General features: G+C 65.7%; 18 protein-coding genes, 2 tRNA genes and 1 pseudogene. 11 read left to right on the top strand and 10 right to left on the bottom strand.

Annotated elements, in window-relative coordinates; translation table 11 throughout:
* Positions 1-75: 75 nt before the first annotated feature.
* The 3 genes from P4826_RS05515 to P4826_RS05505 form a co-directional block, all read right to left on the bottom strand.
* Positions 76-151 (bottom strand) — tRNA-Asn (locus tag P4826_RS05515).
* Positions 152-202: 51 nt separating this feature from the next.
* A tRNA-Asn gene (locus tag P4826_RS05510) sits at positions 203-278 on the bottom strand.
* A gap of 68 nt (positions 279-346) precedes the next feature.
* Positions 347-799, bottom strand: a complete 453-nt coding sequence (locus P4826_RS05505; protein WP_425605226.1) for a YbaN family protein — start codon at positions 797-799, stop codon at positions 347-349.
* 54 nt (positions 800-853) lie between these two features.
* On the opposite strand from P4826_RS05505, the gene def reads away from it, so the two are divergent.
* Complete coding sequence (def, locus tag P4826_RS05500; RefSeq protein WP_317702901.1) at positions 854-1,393, top strand: peptide deformylase; 540 nt, start codon at positions 854-856, stop codon at positions 1,391-1,393.
* A gap of 184 nt (positions 1,394-1,577) precedes the next feature.
* Entirely contained in the window at positions 1,578-3,047 is a 1,470-nt protein-coding gene (locus P4826_RS05495) for a nucleobase:cation symporter-2 family protein (protein WP_317702900.1), read from the top strand.
* Between the two features lie 86 nt (positions 3,048-3,133).
* Here P4826_RS05495 and P4826_RS05490 read toward each other — a convergent pair whose 3' ends face one another.
* Together P4826_RS05490 and map are read right to left on the bottom strand one after the other, a co-directional pair.
* On the bottom strand, positions 3,134-5,758 hold the full coding sequence (locus P4826_RS05490; protein WP_317702899.1) for a [protein-PII] uridylyltransferase: 2,625 nt from the start codon (positions 5,756-5,758) through the stop codon (positions 3,134-3,136).
* A 43-nt stretch (positions 5,759-5,801) separates the two neighbouring features.
* A complete protein-coding gene (gene map / locus P4826_RS05485) occupies positions 5,802-6,620 on the bottom strand; it encodes a type I methionyl aminopeptidase (RefSeq protein ID WP_317702898.1) in 819 nt (272 codons plus the stop codon).
* Between the two features lie 188 nt (positions 6,621-6,808).
* Here map and purL point away from each other — a divergent pair, with 188 nt between their 5' ends.
* The 3 genes from purL (at position 6,809) to P4826_RS05470 (ending at position 12,851) form a co-directional block, all read left to right on the top strand.
* A complete protein-coding gene (gene purL / locus P4826_RS05480) occupies positions 6,809-10,843 on the top strand; it encodes a phosphoribosylformylglycinamidine synthase (protein ID WP_317702897.1) in 4,035 nt (1,344 codons plus the stop codon).
* A 274-nt stretch (positions 10,844-11,117) separates the two neighbouring features.
* Positions 11,118-12,110: a DUF808 domain-containing protein gene (locus P4826_RS05475; RefSeq protein WP_317702896.1), complete on the top strand. Its 993-nt coding sequence runs from the start codon at positions 11,118-11,120 to the stop codon at positions 12,108-12,110.
* Positions 12,111-12,263: 153 nt separating this feature from the next.
* A complete protein-coding gene (locus P4826_RS05470; RefSeq protein ID WP_317702895.1) occupies positions 12,264-12,851 on the top strand; it encodes an OmpW/AlkL family protein in 588 nt (195 codons plus the stop codon).
* A 161-nt stretch (positions 12,852-13,012) separates the two neighbouring features.
* On the opposite strand, the gene P4826_RS05465 is transcribed toward P4826_RS05470, so the two are convergent.
* The 3 genes from P4826_RS05465 to P4826_RS05455 all read right to left on the bottom strand — a co-directional run bounded on the left by P4826_RS05465 (position 13,013) and on the right by P4826_RS05455 (position 16,194).
* Positions 13,013-13,816 carry a THxN family PEP-CTERM protein gene (locus P4826_RS05465; RefSeq protein WP_317702894.1) on the bottom strand — a complete coding sequence of 268 codons (804 nt, stop codon included), beginning with the start codon at positions 13,814-13,816 and terminating at the stop codon, positions 13,013-13,015.
* A 198-nt stretch (positions 13,817-14,014) separates the two neighbouring features.
* Positions 14,015-15,457 (bottom strand): phenylacetate--CoA ligase family protein, encoded by a 1,443-nt coding sequence (locus tag P4826_RS05460; protein WP_317702893.1) that lies wholly within the window; start codon positions 15,455-15,457, stop codon positions 14,015-14,017.
* A 5-nt stretch (positions 15,458-15,462) separates the two neighbouring features.
* Positions 15,463-16,194 carry a PEP-CTERM/exosortase system-associated acyltransferase gene (locus P4826_RS05455; protein WP_317702892.1) on the bottom strand — a complete coding sequence of 244 codons (732 nt, stop codon included), beginning with the start codon at positions 16,192-16,194 and terminating at the stop codon, positions 15,463-15,465.
* 393 nt (positions 16,195-16,587) lie between these two features.
* Between P4826_RS05455 and P4826_RS05450 the strand changes: the two genes are divergently transcribed.
* From P4826_RS05450 to egtB, 4 genes are all read left to right on the top strand, one after another.
* Positions 16,588-16,800: a hypothetical protein gene (locus P4826_RS05450; protein WP_317702891.1), complete on the top strand. Its 213-nt coding sequence runs from the start codon at positions 16,588-16,590 to the stop codon at positions 16,798-16,800.
* Between the two features lie 122 nt (positions 16,801-16,922).
* The gene (prsT, locus tag P4826_RS05445) at positions 16,923-18,470 is read left to right on the top strand and encodes an XrtA/PEP-CTERM system TPR-repeat protein PrsT (protein ID WP_317702890.1); all 1,548 of its coding nucleotides are present in this window, start codon (positions 16,923-16,925) and stop codon (positions 18,468-18,470) included.
* Positions 18,471-18,688: 218 nt separating this feature from the next.
* Positions 18,689-19,723: an L-histidine N(alpha)-methyltransferase gene (gene egtD, locus P4826_RS05440; protein WP_317702889.1), complete on the top strand. Its 1,035-nt coding sequence runs from the start codon at positions 18,689-18,691 to the stop codon at positions 19,721-19,723.
* 14 nt (positions 19,724-19,737) lie between these two features.
* Positions 19,738-21,021 carry an ergothioneine biosynthesis protein EgtB gene (egtB, locus tag P4826_RS05435; protein ID WP_317702888.1) on the top strand — a complete coding sequence of 428 codons (1,284 nt, stop codon included), beginning with the start codon at positions 19,738-19,740 and terminating at the stop codon, positions 21,019-21,021.
* A 523-nt stretch (positions 21,022-21,544) separates the two neighbouring features.
* Here egtB and P4826_RS05430 read toward each other — a convergent pair.
* Positions 21,545-22,828 carry an O-acetylhomoserine aminocarboxypropyltransferase/cysteine synthase family protein gene (locus P4826_RS05430; RefSeq protein WP_317702887.1) on the bottom strand — a complete coding sequence of 428 codons (1,284 nt, stop codon included), beginning with the start codon at positions 22,826-22,828 and terminating at the stop codon, positions 21,545-21,547.
* A 76-nt stretch (positions 22,829-22,904) separates the two neighbouring features.
* Positions 22,905-24,891 (bottom strand): annotated as a pseudogene (locus P4826_RS05425) (peptidase U32 family protein).
* Positions 24,892-25,023: 132 nt separating this feature from the next.
* On the opposite strand from P4826_RS05425, the gene P4826_RS05420 reads away from it, so the two are divergent.
* Entirely contained in the window at positions 25,024-25,266 is a 243-nt protein-coding gene (locus P4826_RS05420) for a hypothetical protein (RefSeq protein WP_317702886.1), read from the top strand.
* A 47-nt stretch (positions 25,267-25,313) separates the two neighbouring features.
* A complete protein-coding gene (gene tadA, locus P4826_RS05415; protein ID WP_317702885.1) occupies positions 25,314-26,444 on the top strand; it encodes a tRNA adenosine(34) deaminase TadA in 1,131 nt (376 codons plus the stop codon).
* Positions 26,445-26,502 lie beyond the last annotated feature (58 nt).

Raw genomic sequence — 26,502 nt, 5'->3', positions numbered from 1 at the left:
TGGGCCTTTTTGTATCTGTGACTGGCTATGGGCAAATAAAAAGGCCATCCCAACTCGCATTGGGATGGCCTTGATTGGCTCCTCAACCTGGGCTCGAACCAGGGACCTACGGATTAACAGTCCGGCGCTCTACCGACTGAGCTATTGAGGAATGTTCGGTGTTTTTATTGGCTGGCCTTGTGCAATTGCAAGGCCTTGAATTTGGCTCCCCGACCTGGGCTCGAACCAGGGACCTACGGATTAACAGTCCGGCGCTCTACCGACTGAGCTATCGGGGAACAAGCCTTAGATTATATACATAAAAATCAGCATGCCTGGCAGAAAGTTACCGCTCGGAGCAGGCGCGTCAGGCCTCGGGCTCGGGGCGCAGCCACAGCCAGGTGAGTACACAGGCCATGAAGCCGCAGCCCGAGTAGGCGGCCCAGCGCGGCGTGTCGATCACCAGCAGGATAATGGCGCACAGCGTCATCAGGACGGAGGCGCTCCATTTGGCGTGGCGGCTGACACGCCCGCCATTGGCCCAGTTGCGCAGCATGGAGCCGAACAGTGGGTGGAACCACAGCCAGCGGTACAGGCGCGGTGAGCTGCGCGCCGCCGCCCAGGCGGCCATGAGCACGAAAACCGTGCTCGGCAACCCAGGCACGATGACGCCGATCACGCCCAGGGCCAGGCACAGCAGCGCAAACGCGAACAACAGCCAGCGTGCCAGCGCCGGCAGGGGCGGCTGCTCGGGCACGGGTGGCAAGGACTCGGTCTGCTCGGTCATGCTGGCGATTGTGCCCGGGGCGGTATGGAGCATGACAAGCGTTATCCTCGATAGCCTCCATGCCACCATAGCCTTTGACTTGCCTCAATGACCGTTCGCACCGTATTGAAGATGGGCGACCCGCGCCTGCTGCGCGTGGCCCGGCCCGTGACAGCCTTTGACACGCAGGCGCTGCACCAGCTGCTCACCGACCTGCTGGACACCATGCAGGCCGCGAATGGCGCCGGGCTGGCCGCGCCCCAGATCGGCGTCGATCTGGCGGTGGTCGTATTTGGCTCGGGTCTGCCCAACCCGCGCTACCCGGACGCGCCCATCGTGCCGCGCACGGTGCTGGTCAACCCGGTGATCACGCCCATCGGCGATGCCGAGCAGCTCGACTGGGAGGGCTGCCTGTCGGTGCCTGGCCTGCGTGGACTGGTGCCGCGCTGGCAGAGCGTGCGCTACACCGGCTTTGGCGTGCGCGGCGAGCCCATTGACCGTACGGTGAGCGGCTTTCACGCACGCGTGGTGCAGCATGAATGCGACCATTTGTGGGGCAAGCTTTATCCCATGCGCATGCGGGACTTCAGTCAGTTCGGCTTTACCGAGGTGCTGTTTCCGGACATAGGCGCGGCCGAGGAGGAGTGACTTGGGCGCATGAATGATGCGCTCCACGGCAAAGGACTGTATACATATCGGCATGCAATTTTTGTCGACTGTGATTCTAAAGTTCGCTGCAGGCCGTGGCTGGGGAGGGTCTTCATGCAGGGCAGCACAGCACGGCACAAGAGGCCACCAAGAGGCCCAGGCAATGGATTCAAGGAGACATACGGTGAACACGAATTCCACAGTCCCGGCCAGCGAACTGCGCCCGGAGGATGAAAAACTGGGCCTGGGCGCCAATCTGGCCTATGGCCTGCAGCATGTGCTGACCATGTATGGCGGCATCGTCGCCGTGCCGCTGATCGTGGCCGAGGCGGCCGGCATGTCGGCCGCCGATGCCGGTCTGCTGATCACTGCCTGCCTGTTCATGGGCGGGGTGGCCACGTTGTTGCAGACCCTGGGCATTCCGTTTTTTGGCAGCCGCCTGCCGCTGGTGCAGGGCGTGTCGTTTGCCGGCGTGGCCACCATGGTCAGCATCTTGCAGACCGGCGGCGGGCTGCCGGGCATTCTGGGCGCGGTGATGGCCTCGGCCGTGCTGGGCCTGCTGGTCGCTCCGGTGTTCTCCAAGGTCACGCGCTTCTTCCCGCCGCTGGTCAACGGCTGCGTGATCACGGTGATTGGCCTGTCGCTGATCCCCGTGGCCGCGCACTGGGCCATGGGCGGCAACGCCCGCGCCGCCGATTACGGCAGCATGAGCAATATCGCGCTGGCGGGCATTTCGCTGGTCATCGTGCTGGGTTTGAGCAAGGTGGGCAGCGCGGCCATCTCGCGCCTGTCGATTCTGCTGTCCATCGTGCTGGGCACGGTGGTGGCCGTGTTCATGGGCAAGGCCGACTTCTCGCGCGTGCTGGAGGGTGCCTGGTTCGCCATTCCCACGCCCATGCACTTTGGCATGCCGACCTTCAACAAGGCGGCGATTCTGTCGATGTTCATCGTCATCCTGGTGATCCTGGTGGAAACCTCGGCCGATGTGCTGGCCGTGGGCGACATCGTGGGCACGCGCGTGGATTCGCGCCGCCTGGGCGACGGCCTGCGCGCCGACATGCTGGCGAGCATCGTGGCCCCGGTGTTTGGCGCGTTCACGCAGAGTGCGTTCGCGCAGAACGTGGGCCTGGTGGCGGTCACCAGCGTCAAGAGCCGCTATGTCGTGGCCTACAGCGGTTTGATTCTGATTGCCCTGGGGGTGTTGCCCATCATGGGCCGGGTGGTGGCCTGCGTGCCGCCCTCGGTGCTGGGCGGGGCTGGCCTGGTGTTGTTTGGCACCGTGGCGGCCAGTGGCATACGCACCTTGTCCAAGGTGGACTACAACAACAACATGAACCTGATCGTGGTGGCGGCGGCGGTAGGCGCGGGCCTGATTCCGGTGGTGGCGCCCAAGTTCTATGCGCAGTTTCCGGACTGGTTTGCCACCATATTCCACTCGGGCATCAGCGCCACGGCCCTGGTCGCCATCTTGCTGAACCTGTTGTTCAACCATTTCAAGCAGGGCAACTCGGATCAGCAATCGGTGTTTGTCGCGGCGTCAGACCGCACGCTCAGCGCGCAGGTGCTGGCCAGCCTGTACGACGGAGATGTGGTGATAGACGGCAGGCTCTATGACAAGAATGGCAAGCTGGTGCCCGTGGCCAGGGCCCATTGACAGGCGCAGCCAGGGCTATGGCGATTTAATATAAAACAAGCCTCTAGCGCTTATCTGGCAAGTGCAAACAGCTATAAATAGCATAGCTATTGATCGGCCAAGGCCTGCAGCAGCTCCGTCTCGATGCGGATCTGCTGCTGGTTGCTTTGCAGTTCTGCGCCCTGCAGCAGGAAGGTGTCTTCCACGCGCTCGCCCAGGGTGCTGATCTTGGCCAGCTGCACGCTTAAAGAGTGGCGCGAGAGCACGCGTGCCACCAGGTACAGCAGGCCGGCGCGGTCGCTCGCCGAGATGCTGAGCAGCCAGCGCTGGGCCTTTTCGTCGGGGCGCAGCGTGACGCGCGGCGCGATCGGAAAGCTCCTGACCCGGCGCGACACGCGCTTGCGCGCGGGCTCGGGCAGCGCGCCCCGGTCCTCGATGGCGCGCTGTAGGCCGTTCTCGACCATGTGGATGAGTTCGCGGTAGGCGCCGGGCTGGCTGGTGGCGACGACCTGGAAGGTGTCCAGCGCATGGCCGTTGTGCGCGGTGTGCACGCGCGCGTCCAGGATGGAAAAACCCGCGCGGTCGAAGTAGCCGCAGATACGGGCGAACAGGTCGGCCTGGTCGGGCGCGTAGACCAGCACCTCCAGCCCCTCGCCGGCCAGCGACAGCCGGGCGCGCACGATGGCCCGGGCAGCGCCCACATGGCGCGAGAGGTGGCGCGTGTGCCAGGCGATGTCGGGCGCCTCGTGGCGCATGAAGTAGCTCACGTCCAGCGTGTCCCACAGCCGCTTGTGGGCCTCGTGCGGCAGGGCGCTCAGGGCCAGCAGGATCAGCGCCTCGCGCTTGCGTGCCTCGATCTCGGCGGCCGGGTCGGGCGCGCGCCCGCCCAGCACGCGCAGCGTGGAGCGGTACAGGTCTTCGAGCAGCTTGCCCTTCCAGGCGTTCCAGACCTTGGGCGAGGTGCCACGTATGTCGGCCACCGTGAGCAGATACAGCGCCGTGAGCTGGCGCTCGTTGCCCACATGCTGGGCAAAGGCGCGGATCACGTCGGGGTCGGACAGGTCCTGCTTCTGCGCCACCTGGCTCATCAACAGATGCTCACGCACCAAAAATTCGGCCAGCTGCGCGTCGGCCGCGTCGATGCCATGCTGGCGGCAAAAGCGCCGCACCTCCTGCGCGCCGATCTGCGAGTGGTTGCCGCCGCGGCCCTTGCCGATGTCGTGGAACAGCGCCGCGAGGTACAGCACCCAGGGCTTGTCCCAGCCGCTGGCCAGTTGCGAGCAGAACGGGTATTCGTGCGCATGTTCGGCCATAAAGAAGCGGCGCATGTTGCGCAACACCATGAGGATGTGCTGATCCACCGTGTAGACATGGAACAGGTCGTGCTGCATCTGGCCGACGATGCGCCTGAAGGGCCAGAGGTAGCGCCCCAGCACCGAGGTCTGGTTCATCAGCCGCATGGCGTGCGTGATGCCCGAGGGCTGGCGCAGTATCTCCATGAACTGCGCGCGGTTGGCCGGGTCGCGCCGAAAACCGGCGTCCATCAGGCCGCGCGCGTTGTACAGCGCGCGCAGGGTGCGCGCCGACAGGTCCTTGAGCGCCGGCGAGCTCTGGTAGAGCAAAAAGGTCTCCAGGATGGCGTGCGGGTGGCGCTCGTACAGGTCGTCGCTGGCCACCTCGATCAGGCCGGCCTTGTCAAAAAAACGCGCGTTGATGGGGCGCAGCTCATGCGTGCTGGGGTTGAGCCGCTCCTCTATGCCCAACAGCAGGATCTGGCTGAGCTGCGTGACGGCCTTGGCCGCCCAGTAGTAGCGGCGCATCAGCGTCTCGCTGGCGCGCATGGCCAGGCGCTGGCCGTCGGGGGCGGTGGAGCGGTAGCCAAAGCTCTCGGCCACGGCGGTCTGCAGATCGAACACCAGGCGGTCCTCGCGCCGCCCGGCAATGGCGTGCAGGCGGGCGCGGATCAGCAGCAGCAGGGCCTCGTTGCGCTCGATCTGCCGCAGCTCGAAGGGCGTGGCCAGGCCGTTGGCCGCCAGCTCGCGCCAGCTGCTGCCCAGCCCCGCGGCGTTTGCCGCCCAGATGATGAGCTGCAGGTCGCGCAGGCCGCCGGGCGATTCCTTGCAGTTGGGCTCCAGCGCGTAGGGCGTGTCCTCGTACTTGGTGTGGCGCTGGCGCATCTCCAGCGTCTTGGCCTGCAGAAAGGCGCGCGCGTCCATCTGGGCGTCGTAGCGCCGGCAAAATTCGTCGAACAATGCCGGGCTGCCGCACAGCAGGCGCGACTCGAGCAGGGCCGTCTGCACCGTCACATCGGCGGCGGACTCGCTCAGGCATTCGGCCACGCTGCGCACGCTGGAGCCTATCTCCAGGCCTGCGTCCCAGCAGCTGCTGATGAAGGCCTCGATGGGTTTGCGCGCGTCATCGAGCGCCGCGGCCGTGCCATCGGGCAGCAGCAGCAGCACGTCCACGTCTGAATGCGGAAACAGCTGCGCGCGCCCGTAGCCGCCCACCGCCAGCAGCGCCCAGTCCTGCGGCAAGCGCGCGCCCGCCCACAGCCGGCACAGCAGCCGGTCGGTCAGGTGCGACAGCTTCAGCAGCAGCTTGCGAATGCCGCGCGTGGAGGCTCCGGCCGCCTGCAGCTTGTCCAGCAGGGCGGCCTTGTCCTGGCGGTAGCCATCGCGTAGCGCTTGCAGCGCCTGCAGCGGCGCGGTGTCCGGGCTCGGGCGTGATGGCATGAGAAGGCTTGCCGTGAAGGTCGTTGCCGCCAGCCCCGGGCCATCAGGTGGCGGTGGCCGTCACAAACGAGGGCAGGGCGGGCGAGCCCGCCGACAGCGTGAGCACGTCGTAGCCCGTTTCCGTGACCAGCACCGTGTGCTCCCACTGGGCCGAGAGGCTGCGGTCCTTGGTGATGATGGTCCAGCCGTCGTTGCCCAGCTCCTTGATGTCGCGTTTGCCCAGGTTCAGCATGGGCTCGATGGTGAAGGTCATGCCGGGCGCCAGCTCCTGGCCCGTGCCGGGGCGGCCGTAGTGCAGCACCTGCGGGTCTTCGTGGAACTTCTGACCAATGCCGTGGCCGCAGAACTCGCGCACCACCGACAGGCCATGGCCCTCGGCGTATTTCTGGATGGCATGGCCGATGTCGCCCAGGCGCGCGCCGGGCCTGACCTGCTGAATGCCCAGCCACATGGCGTCGAAGGTCAGGGCCGACAGCCGTTTGGCGGCAATCGAGCATTCGCCTATCAGGTACATGCGGCTGTTGTCACCGTACCAGCCGTCCGGGGTGATCACGGTCACGTCCACGTTGACGATGTCGCCCTTCTTCAGGGGCTTGTCGTTGGGTATGCCGTGGCACACCACATGGTTGACCGAGGTGCACAAATGGCCGGGGTAGGGCGGGTAGCCGGGCGGCTGGTAGCCCACGGTGGCGGACCTGGTGCCCTGCTGCGCCATGCATTCGGCGCCCAGGCGGTCGATCTCGAGGGTGGTGATGCCGGGCTTGATATGCGGTGCGATGTAGTCCAGCACTTCGGAGGCCAGGCGGCAGGCCTGGCGCATGCCGGCAATGCCCTGGGCGTCCTTGATGGTGATGTTGCTCATGGCGTAAATTATCCCATTCGCATTGGTGCCTTGCAGACCAATGGTCGCGCGGCGGGCGCAAGCGGGGTGCGGCCCGTTAAAATGGCGGGCTTTCACGAAGACGCGCCGCCGGGCGCGGCAGCCCCATTCAGCGGCTGCCCGCACCCATCGGCCCTTGCCCCTTTCCCCCATCACTCCAGGCCGCTACCGTGACCTTGCACATCACCCAGCTGGAGGGCGGCAATGCCCTCAGCTCCTTCCGCGCCCAGCAACTGCTGCCCCAGCTGCAGGCCATCCACCCCAAGATCGAAGGCCTGGCGGCGCGCCATGTGCATCTGGTGGCGCGGGATGCCGCACCGTCCGAGGCCGAGCGCGAGCGCCTGGCCGCGCTCTTGAACTACGGCGACCCCTACGCCGGCCCGGCCGACGGCCTGGCGCTGCTGGTCACGCCGCGCCTGGGCACGGTCTCGCCCTGGGCCTCCAAGGCGACCGACATCGCGCACAACTGCGGCCTGCAGCTGCGCCGCGTGGAGCGCATCACCGAATACCGCATCAGCCTCAAGGGCGGGTTGCTGGGCGGCAGGCCCGAGCTGACGCCAGAGCAGCTGCAGCAGGTCGCCGCGCTGCTACACGACCGCATGACCGAGTCGGTCGTCGCCACGCGCGCCGAGGCACAAGAGCTGTTCACCGAGCTCGACGCCGAGCCCATGGCCTTCGTCGACGTGCTGGGCGGAGGCCGCGCCGCCCTGGAAGCCGCCAACAAGGCCTGGGGCCTGGCGCTGGCCGATGACGAGATCGACTATCTGGTCAATGCCTTCAAGGGCCTTGCGCGCAACCCCACTGACGTGGAGCTGATGATGTTCGCCCAGGCCAACAGCGAGCATTGCCGGCACAAGATCTTCAACGCCCAGTTCACCATCGACGGCGTGGCACAGGACAAATCGCTGTTCGGCATGATCCGCCACACCGAGGCCGTCTCGCCCCAGCACACCATCGTCGCCTATGCCGACAACGCCTCCATCATGGAGGGCAGCGCCGTCGAGCAGTTCTTTGCCAAATTCGAAGCTTTCGCAGGCCAGGCAAGCGCTACCAGCTATCAAAAGAGAAGTGGCACCCACCATGTGCTGATGAAGGTGGAGACGCACAACCACCCCACGGCCATCTCGCCCTTCCCCGGTGCTGCGACCGGCGCGGGCGGCGAGATCCGCGACGAGGGCGCCACCGGCCGCGGCTCCGAGCCCAAGGCCGGCCTGACGGGCTTCACCGTGTCCAAGCTCTGGGGCAGCCAGGTTGGCAAGCCCGAGCATATCGCCAGCCCCTTGCAGATCATGACCGAGGGTCCGCTGGGCGGCGCGGCCTTCAACAACGAGTTTGGCCGGCCGAATCTGTGCGGCTACTTCCGCGAATACGAGCAGCAGGTGGGGGGCGTCACGCGCGGCTACCACAAGCCGATCATGATCGCCGGCGGCCTGGGCACCATAGACGCGCAGCACACGAAGAAGATCCTGTTCCCCGCCGGCACGCTGTTGATACAGCTCGGCGGCCCGGGCATGCGCATCGGCATGGGTGGCGGCGCGGCCAGCTCCATGGCCACGGGCACGAATGCGGCTGAGCTGGACTTTGACTCGGTGCAGCGCGGCAACCCCGAGATCGAGCGCCGCGCACAGGAGGTCATCAACCACTGCTGGGCGCAAGGGGCAGACAACCCCATCCTGGCCATCCACGACGTGGGCGCGGGGGGCCTGTCCAACGCCTTCCCCGAGCTGACCAACGACGCCGGCCGCGGCGCGCGCTTCGACCTGCGTGCCGTGCCGCTCGAAGAATCGGGCCTGGCGCCCAAGGAGATCTGGTCCAACGAGAGCCAGGAGCGCTACGTGCTGGCCATCGCCCCCGAGTCGCTGGCGCAGTTCACAGCGTTCTGCGAGCGCGAGCGCTGCCCCTTCGCCGTCGTCGGCGTCGCCACGGATGAGCGTCAGCTGCTCGTCGGTGACATCGACCTGCACCACGCCGAACGCTCCACGCCCCACGCACAACTTGCCGTGGACATGCCCATGGACGTGCTGCTGGGCAAGCCGCCCAAGATGCACCGCGACGTGCAAACCGTGCAGCGCAGCTTTGCACCCATTCAGCTCGACGGCCTGGCGCTGGAGAAGGCCGTCATCGACGTGCTGGCCCACCCCACGGTGGCCTCCAAGCGCTTCCTCATCAACATTGGCGACCGCGCCGTGGGCGGCCTGACGCACCGCGACCAGATGGTTGGCCCCTGGCAGGTGCCCGTGGCCGACGTGGCCGTAACCCTGGCCGATTACAAGGGCTTTGCCGGCGAGGCCATGGCCATGGGCGAGCGCACGCCGCTGGCCGTGATCAACGCCCCGGCCTCGGGCCGCATGGCCGTCGCCGAGGCCATCACCAACCTGCTGGCCGCGCCCATCGAACTGCCGCGCGTGAAGCTGTCGGCCAACTGGATGGCGGCCTGCGGCGAACCGGGCGAGGACGCCGACCTGTACGCCACCGTCAAGGCCGTGGGCATGGAGCTGTGCCCGCAGCTTGGCATCTCGATTCCCGTGGGCAAGGACAGCTTGTCCATGCGCACGCAGTGGCAGGAGGGCGGGCAGACGAAGAAGGTCACCTCGCCCGTCAGCCTGATCATCACCGCCTTCGCCACGCTGGCGGACGTGCGCGGCACGCTCACGCCGCAGCTCGACGCCCGCGAAGAAGACAGCACCCTGGTGCTGATCGACCTGGGCCGCGGCAAAAACCGCATGGGCGGCTCCATCCTGGGCCAGGTGCTGGGCCAGTCGGGCAATGAAACGCCGGACCTGGACGACGCCAAGGACCTGATCGCCCTGGTGAACGCCGTGAACGCGCTGCGGGCTGAAGGAAAGATCCTGGCCTACCACGACAAGGGCGACGGCGGCCTGCTGGCCACGGTGGCCGAGATGGCCTTTGCCGGCCAGCTGGGCGTGGCGCTGAACGTGGACATGCTCATCACCGAGGGCGATGGCATCAGCGACAGCCGCATGGACAGCGGCGAGGGCAAGAACTGGGGCCAGCAGGTCAGCGGCCGGCGCGAGGCCCAGACGCTCGCCGCGCTATTCAACGAGGAGCTGGGCGTGGTGCTGCAGATCCGCACCGCCGATCGCAGCGCCGTGATGCAGACCCTGCGCGAGCATGGCCTGATCCAGTGCAGCCACACCATTGGCAAGACGCGCCCGGTGGCCTCGCCGGTCGATGCCGGCAAGGGCGAGCTGCAGGTCTGGCGCGACGCCAAAAAGGTGTTTGGCGCCAGCCTGTCCGACCTGCACCAGGTCTGGGACTCCGTCAGCTGGAAGATCTGCCAGCAGCGCGACAACCCGGCCTGCGCCGACAGCGAACATGCCGCCATGGGCGATCCGTCCAACCCCGGCCTGCATGTGCAGCTGACCTTCGACCCGCTGGACGACGTGGCCGCGCCCTTTGTGAACCTGGCGCGCCCCAAGGTGGCCGTGCTGCGCGAGCAGGGCGTGAACTCGCATGTGGAGATGGCCTACGCCTTCACCGAGGCCGGCTTCGAGGCCTTCGACGTGCACATGACCGACCTGCAGGCCGGCCGCGCACGCCTCTCAGACTTTGCCGGCGTGGTCGCCTGCGGGGGGTTTAGCTACGGCGACACGCTGGGCGCGGGCATTGGCTGGGCGCGTTCCATCACCTTCAACCCGGCCTTGTCCGAGCAGTTCCAGCAATTCTTTGGCCGTGGCGATACCTTTGCCCTGGGCGTGTGCAACGGCTGCCAGATGTTTGCCGAGCTGGCCGACATCATCCCCGGCGCCCAGGCCTGGCCGCGCTTTACCACCAACCAGAGCCACCGCTTCGAGGCGCGCCTGTCCATGGTCGAGGTGCTGGCATCACCCAGCCTGTTCCTGCAGGGCATGGCCGGCAGCCGCCTGCCCATCGTCGTCTCGCACGGCGAGGGCTATGCCAACTTCGAGCGCCGCGGCAACGCCGACAAGGTGCTGCCCGCCATGCGCTTCGTCAACAACCATGGCCAGGCGACCGAACAGTACCCGTTCAACCCCAACGGCAGCCCCGGCGGCCTGACCGCCGTGACCACGCAGGACGGCCGCTTCACGGCCATGATGCCGCACCCCGAGCGGGCGTTTCGCAACATCCAGATGAGCTGGACGGACCTGGCCGCCACCGGTGGGCAGGACGCTCTGAGCCCCTGGATGCGCATCTGGCGCAATGCGCGCAAGTGGGTCGGTTAACGTGAATCACTCCCCTGAGTCGCTTCGCGCCTTCCCCCCGCTCTCGCATTGCTGCGCAATGCGGGCAGGGGGACGCAGCCCTCGCTGCGGGGCGGCCCTTGCTTGGCTGCCCTGGCTTGGGGCGCGCCAGTTTCATGGATCTGCGGGTTACGCGGTGCGCGGTGAGTAACTGATACCTTGACACTATGAAAACAATAGCTCCTGGCGCTTGTCTGTCAAGCGCCAGGGGCTTTTTTGTTCATAATTCCGTTCTTCTCAATCTGTGGAGTGATTCATGGCCGGTGCCAGCCTTTTGACCCTGCTCGACGACATTGCCACCATCCTCGACGACGTCGCCGTGATGACCAAGGTGGCCGCCAAGAAGAGCGCCGCCGTGGCCGACGACGTGGCCGCCATGACCAAGGTGGCGACGCAGAAGACCGCCGGCGTGCTGGGCGACGACCTGGCGCTCAACGCCCAGCAGGTCACCGGCGTGCGCGCCGAGCGCGAGATCCCCGTGGTCTGGGCCGTGGCCAAGGGTTCGCTGGTGAACAAGGCCATCCTGGTGCCGGCGGCGCTGGCCATCAGCGCCTTGCTGCCCGTGCTGATCACGCCGCTCTTGATGCTGGGCGGCGCCTTTTTGTGCTTTGAGGGCGTGGAGAAGCTGGCGCACAAATTCCTGCACAGCGCCGCCGAGGACGAGGCCGCGCACGCCAGCCATGCCCAGGCCAACGCCAATGCCGCGGTGAACCTGGTGGATTTTGAGAAGGACAAGATCAAGGGCGCGGTGCGCACCGACTTCATCCTCTCGGCCGAGATCATCGTCATCGCCCTGGGCACGGTGGCCGCAGCGCCGTTTGCGCAGCAGGTGGCCGTGCTGGTCAGCATTGCGCTGTTGATGACCGTGGGTGTCTATGGTCTGGTGGCCGGCATCGTCAAGCTTGACGACCTGGGCCTGTGGCTCAGCGGCAAGGCCAGCGCCGTGGCCCAGGCCGTGGGGCGCGGGTTGCTGGCGGCGGCGCCGCGGCTCATGAAGTTCTTGTCGGTGGCGGGCATGGCCGCCATGTTCCTGGTGGGCGGCGGCATTCTGGTGCATGGCATACCCGCGTTGCACCACGGCATAGAGGCCATGGGCGCTGCTGCGGGCGCCTGGCCGCTGGGCGGGGTGTGGTCGGCCCTGACGACCAACCTGCTCAACGCCGTGGTGGGGCTGATGGCAGGCGCCCTGGTACTGGGCGCATGGCTGCTCGTCCAGCGTCTGCGCGGCCCCGCTGCCGCGCGCGGGTGACGGTCGCGCCCGTGGCTGTGCGTTTTTTGTGACACCGGCAAATGCGTAAGGGCAAAGACATTTGAATGTTGACTTAAGGCAAGGTTGACCATTTTTTGGGTGGGTCTAATACATGTACGGGGGGCGTCCCCGTTCAACCAAGGTATCAAGTCCATGAAAAAGAATCTGCTGGCACTGGCCATTTTGTGTGCAACGACCACCGGCGCGGCTTACGCGCAGCAGGACGGTCAATGGCTGGTGCGCGCCCGTGCCGTGCATATCGACAGCGACAATGGCGGCGCCGCCGGCGCTGCTGGTGTGAGCATCAACGACAAATGGATCCCCGAGGTCGATGTGTCGTATTTCTTTACACCCAACTTTGCCGCCGAGCTGATCCTGACCTACCCGCAAAAGCACGACGTGCGCCTGGGCGGCACCAAGATCGGCAGCGTCAAGCATCTGCCGCCCACGCTGCTCGCCCAGTACCACTTCACCGGCCTGGGCGCGTTCAAGCCCTATGTGGGCGCGGGCATCAACTACACGCGCTTCTCGGGCGTGGACATTGCCGGTGGCGCGCTGACGGTGAAGAAGAACAGTTGGGGCCCGGCCCTGCAACTGGGCTTTGACTACGCGCTGGACAAGCACTGGTCGCTGAACCTCGACGTGAAGAAGGTCTATATAGACACCACGGTCAGTGGCGGCGTGGGCCGGTTCAAGGTCGATCCGGTGCTGGTGGGGCTGGGTGTGGGCTACCGCTTCTGAACGGTACAGGCTTCGGCCGTCATTGGTGGGCTGGCGCCGCATGGCGCCAGCCCTTTTTTTCTGCCTGGAGAGGCTGGAACACAAAAAAAGGGGCTCGCCTTGGCGAGCCCCTTTGCTCATTTCATGGCACCGCCAGGGAGCGGTGCCTGCCGTTCACGCCATCAGGCGCTGCGGCGGCGGCGGCTGATCAGGCCAGCGCCTGCCAGTGCCAGGCCGATCAGGGCCAGCGAACCAGGCTCGGGTACCTGCAGCGGGTTGGTGGAAATGGTCAGGCCCCAGGGCAAGACGTTGCTTTGGTTCTCAATGGTGGTGAAGCCAGTGCAGCCATTCGCCACGTTGGCAGCACCGCACACAGGATCGAGCAGCGTGCTCAACACATTGCCTGCGAGCGGGAAGGCATTCACGTAGTAGTCAATGCCGCCGTAGTTGAACGTTTCGTTGAGCAGCGGGCTGTCGAGCAGCACGAAGATGTCGTTGCAGGGGTTACCGGGCGGGCTGGCTGCGGCGCAGGTTCCGGCGGAATTCGTGGTTTCGACAAACTTGATCTTGTAATTGATCGTTTGCAGCGCTTGACTAAGCCCGGCTGGATTAGTGGCCTGAACCGTCATCGCAACCGACAGTGTTGCGGATGTCAAAGTAGGGCTGCCGCCCTGAAGAACGAAGTTGTTATGCGTCAGCGCGACGCTGTTTGCAAGGTAGGGAGCGACCTGCGGGGGGTTCAGTCCGGTATATGTCTGGATGTTTTGTACGCCTGGATTGGTGATGACCAGAGAGCTTTGCTGACCGCCCGGGGTGTTCGGCACACCCCAGGACAAGGTATCGCCGTTATGGGTGACTCCAGAGGGTGCCCAAGCAGTCCATGTGCCGACAGTCGTCACAGCCCAATCGGTGACAGGGGCTGCGTGACCCATGCTGCCGAGGGCCAGGGTGCCTGCAGCGATCAGGATTTTGCCAAGATGCTTCATGATGACTCTCCTATGAGGTGGGTGGCGTATGAGGCTGTCTGGTTGCTGGTTTTGGCCAGTTGCTGACGCTTCAAACCGCCTCATTTTTGTGAAGCATGAAACATGCCAAAATTCTAATATTTACTAAGTCATTGAAAAGCAAGAAGAATCTTTGGCCGCCAGAATGGTGCACGGTTTTTGTGTCAAATAAACCGACACTCAAACCGGGGCCGCCGCCAGGTAGTCGAACTTGCGTTCATAGTCCAGCGCGGGGCGCCATGGGAATTCCTCCGGCCCGAGTACCTGCACCTGCAGGTTGGCCAAACCGCTCTCTGCGCCCAGTTGCGCCAGCCGCCGGGCCAGCTCAAGGGTGGCGGCCTGTGCCATGTTGGCCTGCAGGGTGAGGCGAGGGCGTCCATCGCCTGCAGGCTCCAGGCGAAAGGCTCCACTCAATTGGTCGGCAATGGCGTGATCGCGGTAGATCAGCTCCTTGATGGCCTCGACCGATGGCAGGCCGGTGCGGCGATCCTTGATGCGCCCCTGCACCAGCGCCACGGGCAGCCACGGGGCCTGCACACCGGCCAGGGCAGCGGCCTGTTGTGCGTCCTGCGCCGGCACCAGCCGGGCCATGTCGCCGGTGGCGTAGCGCGGCAGGGCAATGACGTTGCCGGCGCCCAGCATGGTGATGCACAGCTCGCCAAAGCCATTCGCGTCGGGGTTCAGCACCTCCAGGTGGGTGCGCAGCGGGTTGTAGCAGAACACCGAGGGCAGGGCGTCCGGTGGCGCACCGCCGCACAGCAGCTGCGCCAGGGCCGGGTTGCCACGCATGGCGCGGCGCATGCGTATGGTCTCGCGCGTTTCAAACAGCAGGTTCAGGCCCAGCTCGCCCACGCCGAACGAGCTGCCCACCAGGCGGTGCGGGTCGCGGTCGATGGCTATGCCCATGCGCGCGGCGATGTAGTCGCGCTGGGTCTCCACCAGCACCTCTTCGCCCAGAATCACGCTGGTGCCGAGGGCGCGCCAGTCCACGCCCACGGCTTGTGCCTCGTCCAGCAGCCGGCGGATGAACATCGGGTCGGTGCACAGCAGGGTTTGTGCAAAGCCTGGGCCCACGTCACGCAGGATGGAGCAGGCCATGTCCTCGCGCACGCTGACATTGGCCACGGCCACCGCGCGCGAGCGAAACACCACCCCCATGGGCAGACAGTTGACGAGCAGCGTGGGCTTGTCGTCCACGCCAAAAATGTCCTGCAGGCCCAGGTCGATGTCGAACCAGGCCTCTTCGTACTGTTCGCGCGCCGTCAGGCGAAAGCCGTAGCTGCGTCCGCCCCGACCGGAGCTGGTCAGCACATCGGCCAGCGTGGTGGCGGGCAGCGGCCGGGCCAGCTGGGCGAGCGCAAAGCGCTCGAAGGTGTTGGCCTTGGTGAGTACGGGCAGGCTGGTTAGATCGGTTTGGGGGCCAATGCCGGATGGGTTGATGCCGCTTTCTTGCAGCAGGGTCCGGTAGGCCGGGCTATGCCGGGCGGCGTCCATGCAGGCGCGCAGCGCACTGCTTTTTGAGCGGGCCAGCATGCCTGCTCCGCCCATGCGCCGGCCCTGTTTCAACAAAAAGCCGCGCAGGGTGCGCACGGCGCCAGCGGGCAGCAGCGAGAGCCAGCCCATTCAGTTCAAGACTGTGCCAGCGGCGCTCGCATCCAGGCGAGCAATGCCGGGTCGCGCTGGCCAACCTGGTACTCAAGCACCCGAAGATCTGCGACGTAGGGGGCCACGGGGCCGTAGTAGTCGGTAAACGGGCCAATCTGCTGAAAACCGAAGTTCATGCGGGCGAGTATGCGCGCCAGGGAGCGCTCCATGGCAGCGTACCAATAACGGATGTTGTTGTTCACGCTGTACACATACATCTCGCGGTACAGCGTGAGCATGATTTGCGGCGATGGGTTGCGCTGGTCGTTGGCCCGCGGCGCTTCGGCGGGCGTTTCGGCCAATGGAAACCCGGCGGGGGGCAGTTCGCCAAGACGCCGGCGGTAGTTCTGGTGCACCATCAGCCTGCTGATTTCGGCCGACTGCGCGGGCGGGGGCAGGATGACGTTGTCGAGAATCGAGACGCAGTGGGTCTGGAACGGAAAGCTCTGCAACGCGTCAGGAAACACCAGCCGCACGTACCCCACCAGCTGTTCTGCTTCATTCAGCGCCGCGAAATGCGCAGAGTTGGCGTCGTGCTCGTCCGTTTCACGCTTCTCGGGGTAGTCATCGGGTGCCAGGAAGCCGCATTCCTCACAATAGACTTGGTAGCGTAGCTCCTCTATGGACTTGAAAAATGCCTTGTCGCGACTGGGTTGCACGGCGTGGCCGGAGAAGTTGACCGAGAACTTTTGTTGAGGCTGCGAAACGGCAGGCATGCGAGCTGCTCCTTCTGGTATTTGGACGACTGGAGGGTTCTGGCGACGAGATGCGGCGCCTTTTCAGCGGGCCGCGCATGCCAAAAAAAGATGATTGGGCAGGCTCGCTGCGCAATCTGCGTCCATGATCCTGTAGTACGGCAAATCCATGGATATTTTTAGTCAAATTCGTAACAGAATAATATTTGATAGCTAGTTATGACTATGTCGATCTCGCTTGTATACGGTCTTGATGTTCATCAATTCGATGGCATTCTCTGATAGGCCTGTTGCCGTATTGTGGGCTTACCCAGTGGTGTGTTCCCTTGATGACCTGTCAGAGGGCATGCGGGTGGTTGCCAAAGCGATGCGCCATGGCCGGTTGGGGCTGCATTTGCATATCGCTATCGAAATTTGCCATTTGGCAACATTTTCTGGAGCATCCAGCGGTTGCCCCAGGCGGCGGCCGCGACGGGCTATCAAACTCCCAGGTGCTTCGGGGCAAACTATCATCGTCAGCGCGCTGGCTCTGCCGGGTTCATGCCAATGTCGGCCGTTGAACTCATGGAGCTTGGCAACGATGCCAATACCCCGGTACAAAAAAACTTCCTGGAGAACGAAAAATGATGGCTATCGCGTCCCGCATTGTTTTTTTTGCGGCCTCTCTTGCAACTGCCCTGCCGGTATCCGCTGCCAGCGACGCCGCGGGTCAGTCGGCCAACGCATCCAGCGGCACGCCACAAGGCCTCATGCATCGCACCTCTTTGGCTGCCGACCGGCTGCCACCGGGGTTGCTTGGCACGCAAGGTGTCACTGCGCCGGATGAGGGTGTGGTCGCGGATATGGCGCTGATCAACACCCTGCTGCAGCAGGGCAAGATCGACCAGGCGCTCAAGGCCATCGATGCGCTGCAGAAGAAGCGCCCCGCCGACGTGGTGCCACCCTTCCTGCGCGGGCGCGCCCTGCTGCAAAAGGGCGACAAGGCCGGCGCACGCAAGGCCATGGAGCAGGCGCTGCAGATCGATGCCAACTTCTTCCCGGCCATCGGCGTGCTGGCGGTCATTGATAACGCCGAAAACCACCCCGACGAAGCCCGCGCCCGGCTGGAGGCCGCCATCGGGCAGCAGCCGGGCAATATCCAGGCCTACCAGTTGCTGCTGGAGCTGCGCGCCGCCCATGGCGCCGACAAGGCCGAGCTGACCGCCATCCTGCGCCGTGCGGTGGAGGCCGCGCCTAAGAACCCGTTGGCGCATCAGTTTCTGGTTGAGTTCCTGCTGCGCAGTGGCGAGCACAAAGAGGCCCTGGCCGCGGCGCAGAATGCCGTTGCCGCATTACCCGACAAGGCGCAGTTGCTTGACGCCCAGGGGCGCGCACAAGCGGCGAATGGTGAATTTGACCAGGCCCAGGCCAGCTTCAACCGCATGGCGGCGCTGCAGCCCCAGTCGCCCCAGCCCTACCTGCGCATGTCCACCGCCTACCTGATGGCGGGCGACCGCGCCGCGGCCGCGGATAAGCTGCGCAAGGCGCTCGAGATCGACCCCAGCCTGTTCGAGGCACAGCAAGGCCTGGTCAACCTGGCCATGGCGGCCAACAAGCCTGACGAAGCACTGGCCATCGCCCGCACGGTGCAGAAACAACGGCCCAGGGAGCAGGCAGGTTATCGCCTGGAAGGTGATATCCACGCCGCTGGCAAGGCCTGGGATCAAGCGGCCGAGGCTTACCGTACGGGCATCAAGCTGTCCGACAGCCCCGAGCTGGCCGTGCGCCTGCACAGCGCCCTGCAGAGCGCCGGCAAGAAAGCGGATGCCGACCGCTGGGCCGCGGACTGGACACGTAGCCACCCCAAGGACGCGAGTTTCCCCTTCTACCTGGGCAGCCAGGCGCTGAGCCGCAACGAGTTGCCCGAGAGCCTGCGCCAGTTCGAGCGCACGCTGACACTGCAGCCAGACAACGCCATCGCGCTGAACAACCGCGCCTGGATCAAGGGCCAGCTGGGCAAGGAAGGCGCCCTGGCGGACGCCGAGCGCGCCAACACCCTGGCGCCCAACCAGCCACCGCTGATGGACACCTGGGCCATGCTGCTGTCGGCGGCCAACCAGCACGACAAGGCGGTAGAGCTGCAGAAGAAGGTGGTGCAGCTGCAGCCACAGCAGCTGGGCTACAAGCTGAACCTGGCCAAGATCTACCTCAAGGCCGGGCGCAAGGATGCGGCCAGGCCGCTGGTGGATGAACTGTCTGCCGCCGGGGACAAGTTTCCCGGCCAGGCCGAGGTGGCGGAGTTGAAGAAGGCCTTGTGAGGGGTATTGCCGCAGTCTCATGTTTATCAAAAAACATAGCTGGCAGCGCCCAATGGTAAAGGGTTACGGCCAAAAAATGCCATAGGCGGCTAAACCGCTGCCTGCCATGGCCGGCGCGATCGGGCAAGCCTTGGCGCGGGATTTGCGCGCTCGTCCTACCCGCGGTGCGGGCCATGGCTGGCTGGTGGGCGGTGCCGGGTTCACTACGCTGCGGCGTTATGCCCGTCATTGCCCAGTCCCAGTCCCAGTCCCAGTCCAAGTCCCAGTCCAAGTCCCAGCGCATCGCGCACATCCTGCACGGCCCTGAACCACGGCGGGAGCTGCCGGCGGCGGGGGCGCCCCTGGATCGCCGGCAGGAGATCACACGCGCCTTGCTGGCGCCAAGGGCGAGCATCTCGCCCAAGTATTTCTATGACCAGCGCGGCTCAGAACTGTTCGAGGCCATCACGCGCCTGCCCGAGTACTACCCCACGCGCACCGAACAGGCTCTGTTGCAGCAGCATGGCCAGGCCATTGCGGCTGCCGTTGGCAGCGGCGGCGTGGTGATAGAGCCCGGCGCCGGCAACTGCGCCAAGGGATTGGCGCTGTGCCGCAGCCTGGCGGCCACGCATTTCGTGGGCGTGGATATTTCGCTGGCCTACCTGCAGGGCGCGGTGGCGCGCCTGCGCCAGGCGCTGCCGGGCCTGGATGCGCGCGCCGTGGGCGGCGACATCACGGCGGGCGTGCGGCTGCCGGCGGATATTCCGCGCCAGCGGCGCCTGGTGTTCTACCCGGGTTCATCCATAGGCAACTTCGACCCGCCGCAGGCCGTGGCGCTGCTGGCGCAGATGCGTGCGCTGGCCCTTGACGGGGGTGGCCTGCTGATCGGCATAGACCTGCCCAAGGACAGGGCCGTGCTGGAGGCCGCCTATGACGATGCGGCGGGCGTGACAGCGGCCTTCAACCGCAATGTGCTGGCACATCTGAACCGCCTGATAGGCAGCGACTTTGCCCCGCAGTGCTGGCGCCACCGGGCGTTCTTCAACGCCGCTGCGTCGCGCATAGAGATGCACCTGGAGGCCTGCGGCGCGCAGCGCGTGCGCTGGCCCGGCGGCGGTCGCGACTTTGCCGCCGGCGAGCGCATCCATACCGAGAACAGCTACAAGCATGCGCTGCCGGCCTTTACCGCGCTGCTGCGCCAGGCGGGTTTTGCCAGCACCCAGCATTGGACGGACGAGCGCGGCTGGTTTGCCATGGTGTACGCCCGGGCGTGAGGATGCGCCCCACCATGAACCAGAGCACCGACACCACCACAGCGCAGGCGCGCAACGACGATGCGGTGGGCCGCTACCTGACCGTGCGCGCCGCCACCGAGGCGCTGGCGCGGCCGCTGTCGGCCGAGGACTGCTGCGTGCAGTCCATGCCCGACGCCAGCCCCGCCAAATGGCATCTGGCACATACCAGCTGGTTCTTCGAAACCTTCATCCTGGAGCGGCACGAGCAGGGCTTTTGCGCGTTCGACGCGGCGTTTCGCGTGCTGTTCAATTCCTACTACCAGGGCGTGGGGCGCCAGCACCCGCGCCCGCAGCGCGGCCTGCTGACGCGGCCGTCGCTGGCCACCGTGCTGGCCTACCGCGCCGACGTCGATGCGCGCATGCTCCGCCTGCTGCAGCAAGATGGCTTGCCGGAGCCCATCTGGAGTTTGTTGGAGCTGGGGCTGCAGCACGAGCAGCAGCACCAGGAGCTGCTGTTGACCGACATCAAGCATTTGCTGTGGTGCAACCCGTTGTGGCCCGCCTACCGAGATGCCCCGGCGGTGGCAGACAGCGAGGCGGCTGCGCCCAGCGACTGGCAGCCGTTCGAGGGCGGCCTGGTGCAGACAGGCCATGCAGGCGCGGGCTTTGCCTTCGACAACGAACTGCCGCGCCACAGCGTCTTTCTGCAGCCCTATGCGCTGGCAACGCGGCCGGTGACGAATGCCGAGTACCTGGCCTTCATGGCCGATGGTGGTTATGCCAACCCCGCGCACTGGCTGGCCGAGGGCTGGGACTGGTGCCGCAGCCAGCAGATCACCCACCCGCTGTACTGGCGCCAGGAGGAGGCTGGCTGGCAGGAATTCACGCTTGCGGGCGGCCGGCCGCTGGTGCCACGCCAGCCGGTGGTGCATCTGTCGTATTACGAGGCCGATGCCTATGCCCGCTGGGCCGGCGCGCGCCTGCCCACCGAGGCCGAATGGGAAGCGGCCGCAGGCCAGGCGGATTCCCAGGGGCATTTCGCCGACAGCGGGTTGTTCCAACCCCTGCCGGAACGCCAGCAGGGGGCAGGGCTGCGGCAGATGTTTGGCGATGTCTGGGAATGGACCCAGTCCAGCTACGCGCCATACCCCGGCTTTGTCACCGCGCCGGGCGCGGTGGGTGAGTACAACGGGAAGTTCATGATCAACCAGTATGTGCTGCGCGGCGGCTCCTGTGCCACGCCGGCGGGCCATGTGCGCGCCAGCTACCGCAACTTCTTTCCGGCCGCGGCGCGCTGGCAGTTCACGGGCGTGCGACTGGCGCGCGATATGCGCTGAATGCTTTCAAAAGCATAGCTTCCAGCGCTTGCTGTATAAGCGCCGGAGGCTAAAAAAACGCCTGACTATGTACATGTGGCAGATGCCCCTCACCCCTCCCGGGGGCGGCAGCGAGACGCTGTGCTCTGCAGGCTGTCCAGTTCCCCGCAGGCGGCACTGGAGCCGCAGCCTTCAGCCCCAAGGGGGCGAGGGCGGCCGGTTGCGCCGGTTTTACTCCCTCTCCCTCTGGGGTTGTGTATGCACACATCTTTTTTATAGCATTTCAGGCAACATCGACAACGCTTTGCGGCTGTTTCTCCCTCTCCCGCTGGCGGGAGAGGGTGGGGGTGAGGGTCGTCAAAGCGGGCGCTGCACCCAACCACCCCCTCACCCCCACCCTCTCCCCCAAGGGGGCGAGGGAGTTAAAACCGCGCCAAACAAGCGTTGCGTGCTATCGAAAGATGTGTACATACGCAAGCCCTCTGGGAGAGGGTGAGGGCCTGCGGCCTGCTCTGAGGCATGTCGCCAATCAGGCCAAAAATGCTTAAACCGCGTCCAGCGCCTGGGTGAGATCGGCCATCAGGTCGTCGATGTGCTCAATGCCTATCGACAGGCGCACCATGCCTTCGCTCACGCCGGCCTTGGCCAGTTCGTCGGCGTCCAGCTGGCGGTGCGTGGTGGAGGCCGGGTGCGTGGCCAGCGACTTGGCGTCGCCAATGTTGACCAAGCGCGTGAACAGCTTGAGCGCGTCCAGGAAGCGCGCGCCGGCGGCGCGTGCGTCGCCGTCGCCGGCCTTCAGGCTGAACGACAGAATGCCCGAGGCGCGCCCGCCAAGCTGGCGCTGCACCAGCGCATGGTCGGGGTGATCCTTCAGGCCGGCGTAGCGCACCCATTCCACCTTGGGGTGTTTTTGCAGCGCCTCGGCAATGGCCTGCGAGTTCTCGCAGATGCGGTCCATGCGCAGGTGCAGGGTCTCTATGCCCTGCAGGATCAGGAAGGCGTTGTGCGGCGACAGGGCGGCGCCGGTGTTGCGCAGCGGCACCACGCGCACGCGGCCGATGTAGGCGGCTGGGCCCAGGGCTTCGGTGTAGACCACGCCGTGGTAGCTCACGTCGGGCTCGTTCAGGCGCTTGAAGCGCTCCTTGTGCTGCGCCCAGGGGAACTTGCCGCTGTCGACCACCGCGCCGCCAATGCTGTTGCCATGGCCGTTCAGGTACTTGGTCAGGGCATGCACCACGATGTCGGCGCCATGCTCGAAGGGGCGCAGCAGGTAGGGGCTGGGCACGGTGTTGTCCACGATCAGCGGCACGCCGTGGGCATGGGCCACGTCGGCCAGCGCCCGGATGTCGGTCACGTTGCCCAGCGGGTTGCCGATGGATTCGCAGAAGATGGCCTTGGTGCGCGCGTCGATCAGCGGGGCAAAGCTGGCCGGGTCGCGCGCGTCGGCAAAGCGCACCGTCAGGCCCTGCTGCGGGAAGGTGTGGGCGAACAGGTTGTAGGTGCCGCCATACAGCGTGCTGGCTGACACGATGTTGTCGCCGGCCTCGGCAATCGCCTGGATGGCATAGGTGATGGCCGCCATGCCCGAGGCCACGGCCACCGCGCCAATGCCGCCTTCGAGCGCCGCGACGCGCTTTTCCAGCACGTCGTTGGTCGGGTTCATGATGCGCGTGTAGATGTTGCCCGGCACCTTCAGGTCGAACAGGTCGGCGCCATGCTGGGCGCTGTCAAAGGCATAGGCCACCGTCTGGTAGATGGGTACGGCCACGGACTTGGTGGTGGGGTCGGGCGTGTAGCCGGCGTGGACGGCCAGGGTTTCGATGCGCATCGGTGTCTTCCTTGGGTTGGGTTGTAGCAACCGGGCATTGTCGGTCAAGGCGCGGCCTGCCCGGATCAATGCCTGGCTATGGGCTGATCTGCGGCCGCGTGCGGTAGAACTGCATGGGCTGGGCCAGCATGTCCTTCTGGTGCTGGTGGATGACGGACTTTTTCATCCTGCCCACCACATGCATCTCGCAGGGCTTGCAGTCAAAGACCAGCTTGAGCTTTTCCTTGCCGTTGATGAGCAGCAAGGGCTCGGCCTTGATGGTGCCCTTGACGCCGATGACGCCCTTGGCCTGCTTGGGGCACAGGCTACATGCTGTAGCGCACGCAGTGCTTGGTGATCATCAAGCTGACCTCGCCTTCTTCTTCCTTGCTTTCATACGCCGCGTCTATCACCTTCACGCCGTGCTTCACATAGAAGTCGTGCGCCTTTTGGTTGTAGACGTTGGCCAGGTAGCTCAGCGTGTCTTCAGGGAATGGCGTGGGCGGTTCGACCGGCAGGGCGCGCGGCAGGCGGATGAAACCCTTGGCGCGGGCGGCTTCAAGCTGGGCCACGGCGTCGCGGCGCAACTGGTTCAGGCTGGAGGCGGGAACGAACCAGGGCTGGTTCATGCGCAGGGAGATGTCGTTGATCTCAAAAATCGTAGTGCCAAAGCGCCCCAGTTGTTCGCGCAGCGTGGCTTCGGCCTTGGCGGCGTCGGTGGCGGCCTGGTGCGCCTGCGCCAGGCTGGCGCTGCCGACGAAGCCGTCCTCGTCGGTCAACGTCAGGGCAAAGCCGTCGGCGGTCTCCGCCAGTGCCGCCCACAGGCCTATGCGCCGGTCGCTGGATTTTTTCTCCAGCGTGCGCACCCAGTCCATGTCGCGGTTGCGGTTGATCTCCAGGCCCTTGCGCAGGTTCTTGAATTCGGCAATTTCATTCTTCGGGAACACGCGCCAGATGCCCTTTTTGGCGCTCACGCTTTCGGCGCGGTTGATGTGTACGCCGACGAGCTCTTTTTGCAGGTCGTAGTAGCACAGGCCATCGCCGTTGTGCAGCATGGTGGCCTTGTCGCTTACCTCCAGCTCGAACCACTTGTCGCCCAGCTGGGTGACCCAGCCAATGGCGCGGCCCGGGGTCTTGGGCGTGTCGAAGGCGCCGATGTCGTCCTGGCGGCCATTGACGAAGTAGTCGGTGAACTCGCGGTTGAAGTTCTGATCCGGGTCGGGTGTGAAGCTGAAGGTGGTGCGCCCACTTGATGCGCGCGCAAATTCGCCTTCTTCGATGATCTCGTCGAGCAGCTTGCGGTAGTGCGCCGTGATGTTCTTCACATAACCCAGATCCTTGTAGCGACCCTCGATCTTGAAGCTGCGCACGCCGGCGTCGATCAGTGCGCGCAGGTTGTCACTCTGGTTGTTGTCCTTCATCGACAGCACATGTTTTTCGTGCGCGATGATGCGGCCGGCGCCGTCCAGCACCTCGTAGGGCAGGCGGCAGGCCTGGTTGCAGTCGCCGCGGTTGGCGCTACGGCCGGTATGGGCGTGGCTGATGAAGCATTGGCCCGAATAGGCCACGCACAGCGCGCCGTGCACGAAAAATTCGATGGTGGTTCTGGCGGGGTCGGTGGCGGCGCGGATGGCGGCGATTTGCGCCAGGTCGAGTTCGCGTGCCAGCACGATCTGCGACAGGCCCGCGTCCTGCAGAAAGCGCGCCTTCTCGGGCGCGCGGATGTCGGTTTGGGTGCTGGCATGCAGCTGGATCGGCGGCAGGTCCAGTTCCAGCAGGCCCATGTCCTGGATGATGAGCGCGTCGGCCCCGGCCTCATAGACCTGCCAGGCCATGCGGCGTGCGTCCTCCAGCTCGTCGTCGCGCAGGATGGTGTTGAGGGTGATGAAGATGCGGCTGTTGAAGCGGTGCGCGTGCGCAATCAGCCGTTCCAGGTCGCGGATGTCGTTGCCCGCCGTGGCGCGCGCGCCGAAGGCCGGGCCGCCAATGTAGACGGCGTCGGCGCCGTGGTTGATGGCGGCCATGCCGATATCGGCGTCGCGCGCGGGGGAGAGCAGTTCTAGCAGGTGGGGACTCAGGGACATAGGGGTCGGATTATCCCAGTGCGGCTACATTCCTGCCTTGCCCCCATGCCAGCTGCGCCCATGCGGCCAGGGCTGCAATTGGCGGGTCCAGGCCTGGCGTGGAGTTGGCAGCGGATACGGGAGGGACGAGCGATGCGCATGATCTGGGGATTCATTGGACTGTTGATTGCCTTGGCCATCGTCGCCATGCTGGTGAAGAAGCAAATCGGCGCTACACGCATCGCCGTGCCGCCGGCCGTGCAGGGGCAAGGCGCGCCCATCGACGGCGCGGCGCCCACCGCGCGTACCCAAGGCCAGCAGGTGCAGCAGCAGATCCGGCAGCAGCTGGACACGCTCATGCAGCAGCCACGGGCCCTGCCGGACGATACTCAGTAAAATATGCCTCTAGCGCTTTATGTATAAGCGCTATAAGCTATAAATAAATGAGTAAACTCGATGACACCAGCTGGATGCAGGCGGCCCTGGTCGAGGCGCGCGCGGCGCAGCAGGCCGGCGAGGTGCCCGTGGGCGCGGTGCTGGTGCGCGATGGCCAGGTGATCGCCAGCGGGCGCAACGCCCCGATTGCCTGCCACGACCCCACGCAGCATGCCGAGATGGCGGCCCTGCGCGTGGCGGCGCAGCAGCTGGGCAATTACCGGCTGGACGGCTGCACGCTCTACGTCACGCTGGAGCCCTGCGCCATGTGCGCCGGCGCCATGCTGCACGCCCGGCTGCCGCGCGTGGTCTATGGCGCCGCCGACCCGAAGACGGGCGCGGCGGGTTCGGTGGTGAACCTGTTTGCCGAGCCGCTTCTCAACCACCAGACCCAGATCGAAGGCGGCGTGCTGGCCGAGGAGTGCGGGGCGCTCTTGCAGAATTTTTTCAGTGAACGCCGCCGCGCCCAGCGTGCGCGGCGGCTGGCCTCCTACCCGCTGCGCGACGATGCGCTGCGCACGCCCGAGAGCGCGTTTGCCGACCTGCCCGGCTATCCCTGGGCGGCGCACCATGTCAGCGACCTGCCGGCACTCGCTGGGCTGCGCCTGCATTACCTCGACGAAGGGCCCAGGCAGGCGCCGCGCAGCTGGCTGCTGCTGCATGGTGGCGCTGGCTGGAGCTACCAATACCGTCACCTGCTGGCCGCCCTTGTCGAAGCCGGCGAGCGCGTGCTGGTGCCTGACCTGATCGGCTTTGGCAAGAGTGACAAGCCCAAGCAGCAGGCCGCGCATGGCCAGGCCTGGCATGTCCAGGTGCTGCTGGAGTTGATGCAGCGGCTCGACCTGCGCCATGTGGTGCTGGTGGAGCAGGGCGGCACCTGGCACCAGCTGGCCCAGGCCGCGCCTGAGCGCATTGCGGGCTTGCTGACACTGCAGGTGCCGGCGCCGCAGGGCCTTGCCTACCGCTTGCCATTTCCCGACGCTGGCCACCGTGCCGGGCCGCGTGCCTTTGCCGGATGGGTGGTGGATCGTGGCTCCCTGCCCGCGCAGTTGCCACGCCTGGCGGAACGCTGTGCGCTCGATCAGCCAGCAGAGGCCCGGGCCTTGGCGGCACGCGCTGTGGAATACTTTCGCCTTTGATTTCTGGGCGCCTTCTTGCCGATGGCGCCCGCCAGCCACGGAGCGCGCCCGCAAGGGT

Source organism: Diaphorobacter limosus, from assembly GCF_033100095.1.
GTDB lineage: Bacteria > Pseudomonadota > Gammaproteobacteria > Burkholderiales > Burkholderiaceae_C > Alicycliphilus > Alicycliphilus limosus.
The sequence above is the reverse complement of the archived record's forward strand: the minus strand, read 5'-3'. Positions and strand labels throughout refer to the sequence as shown.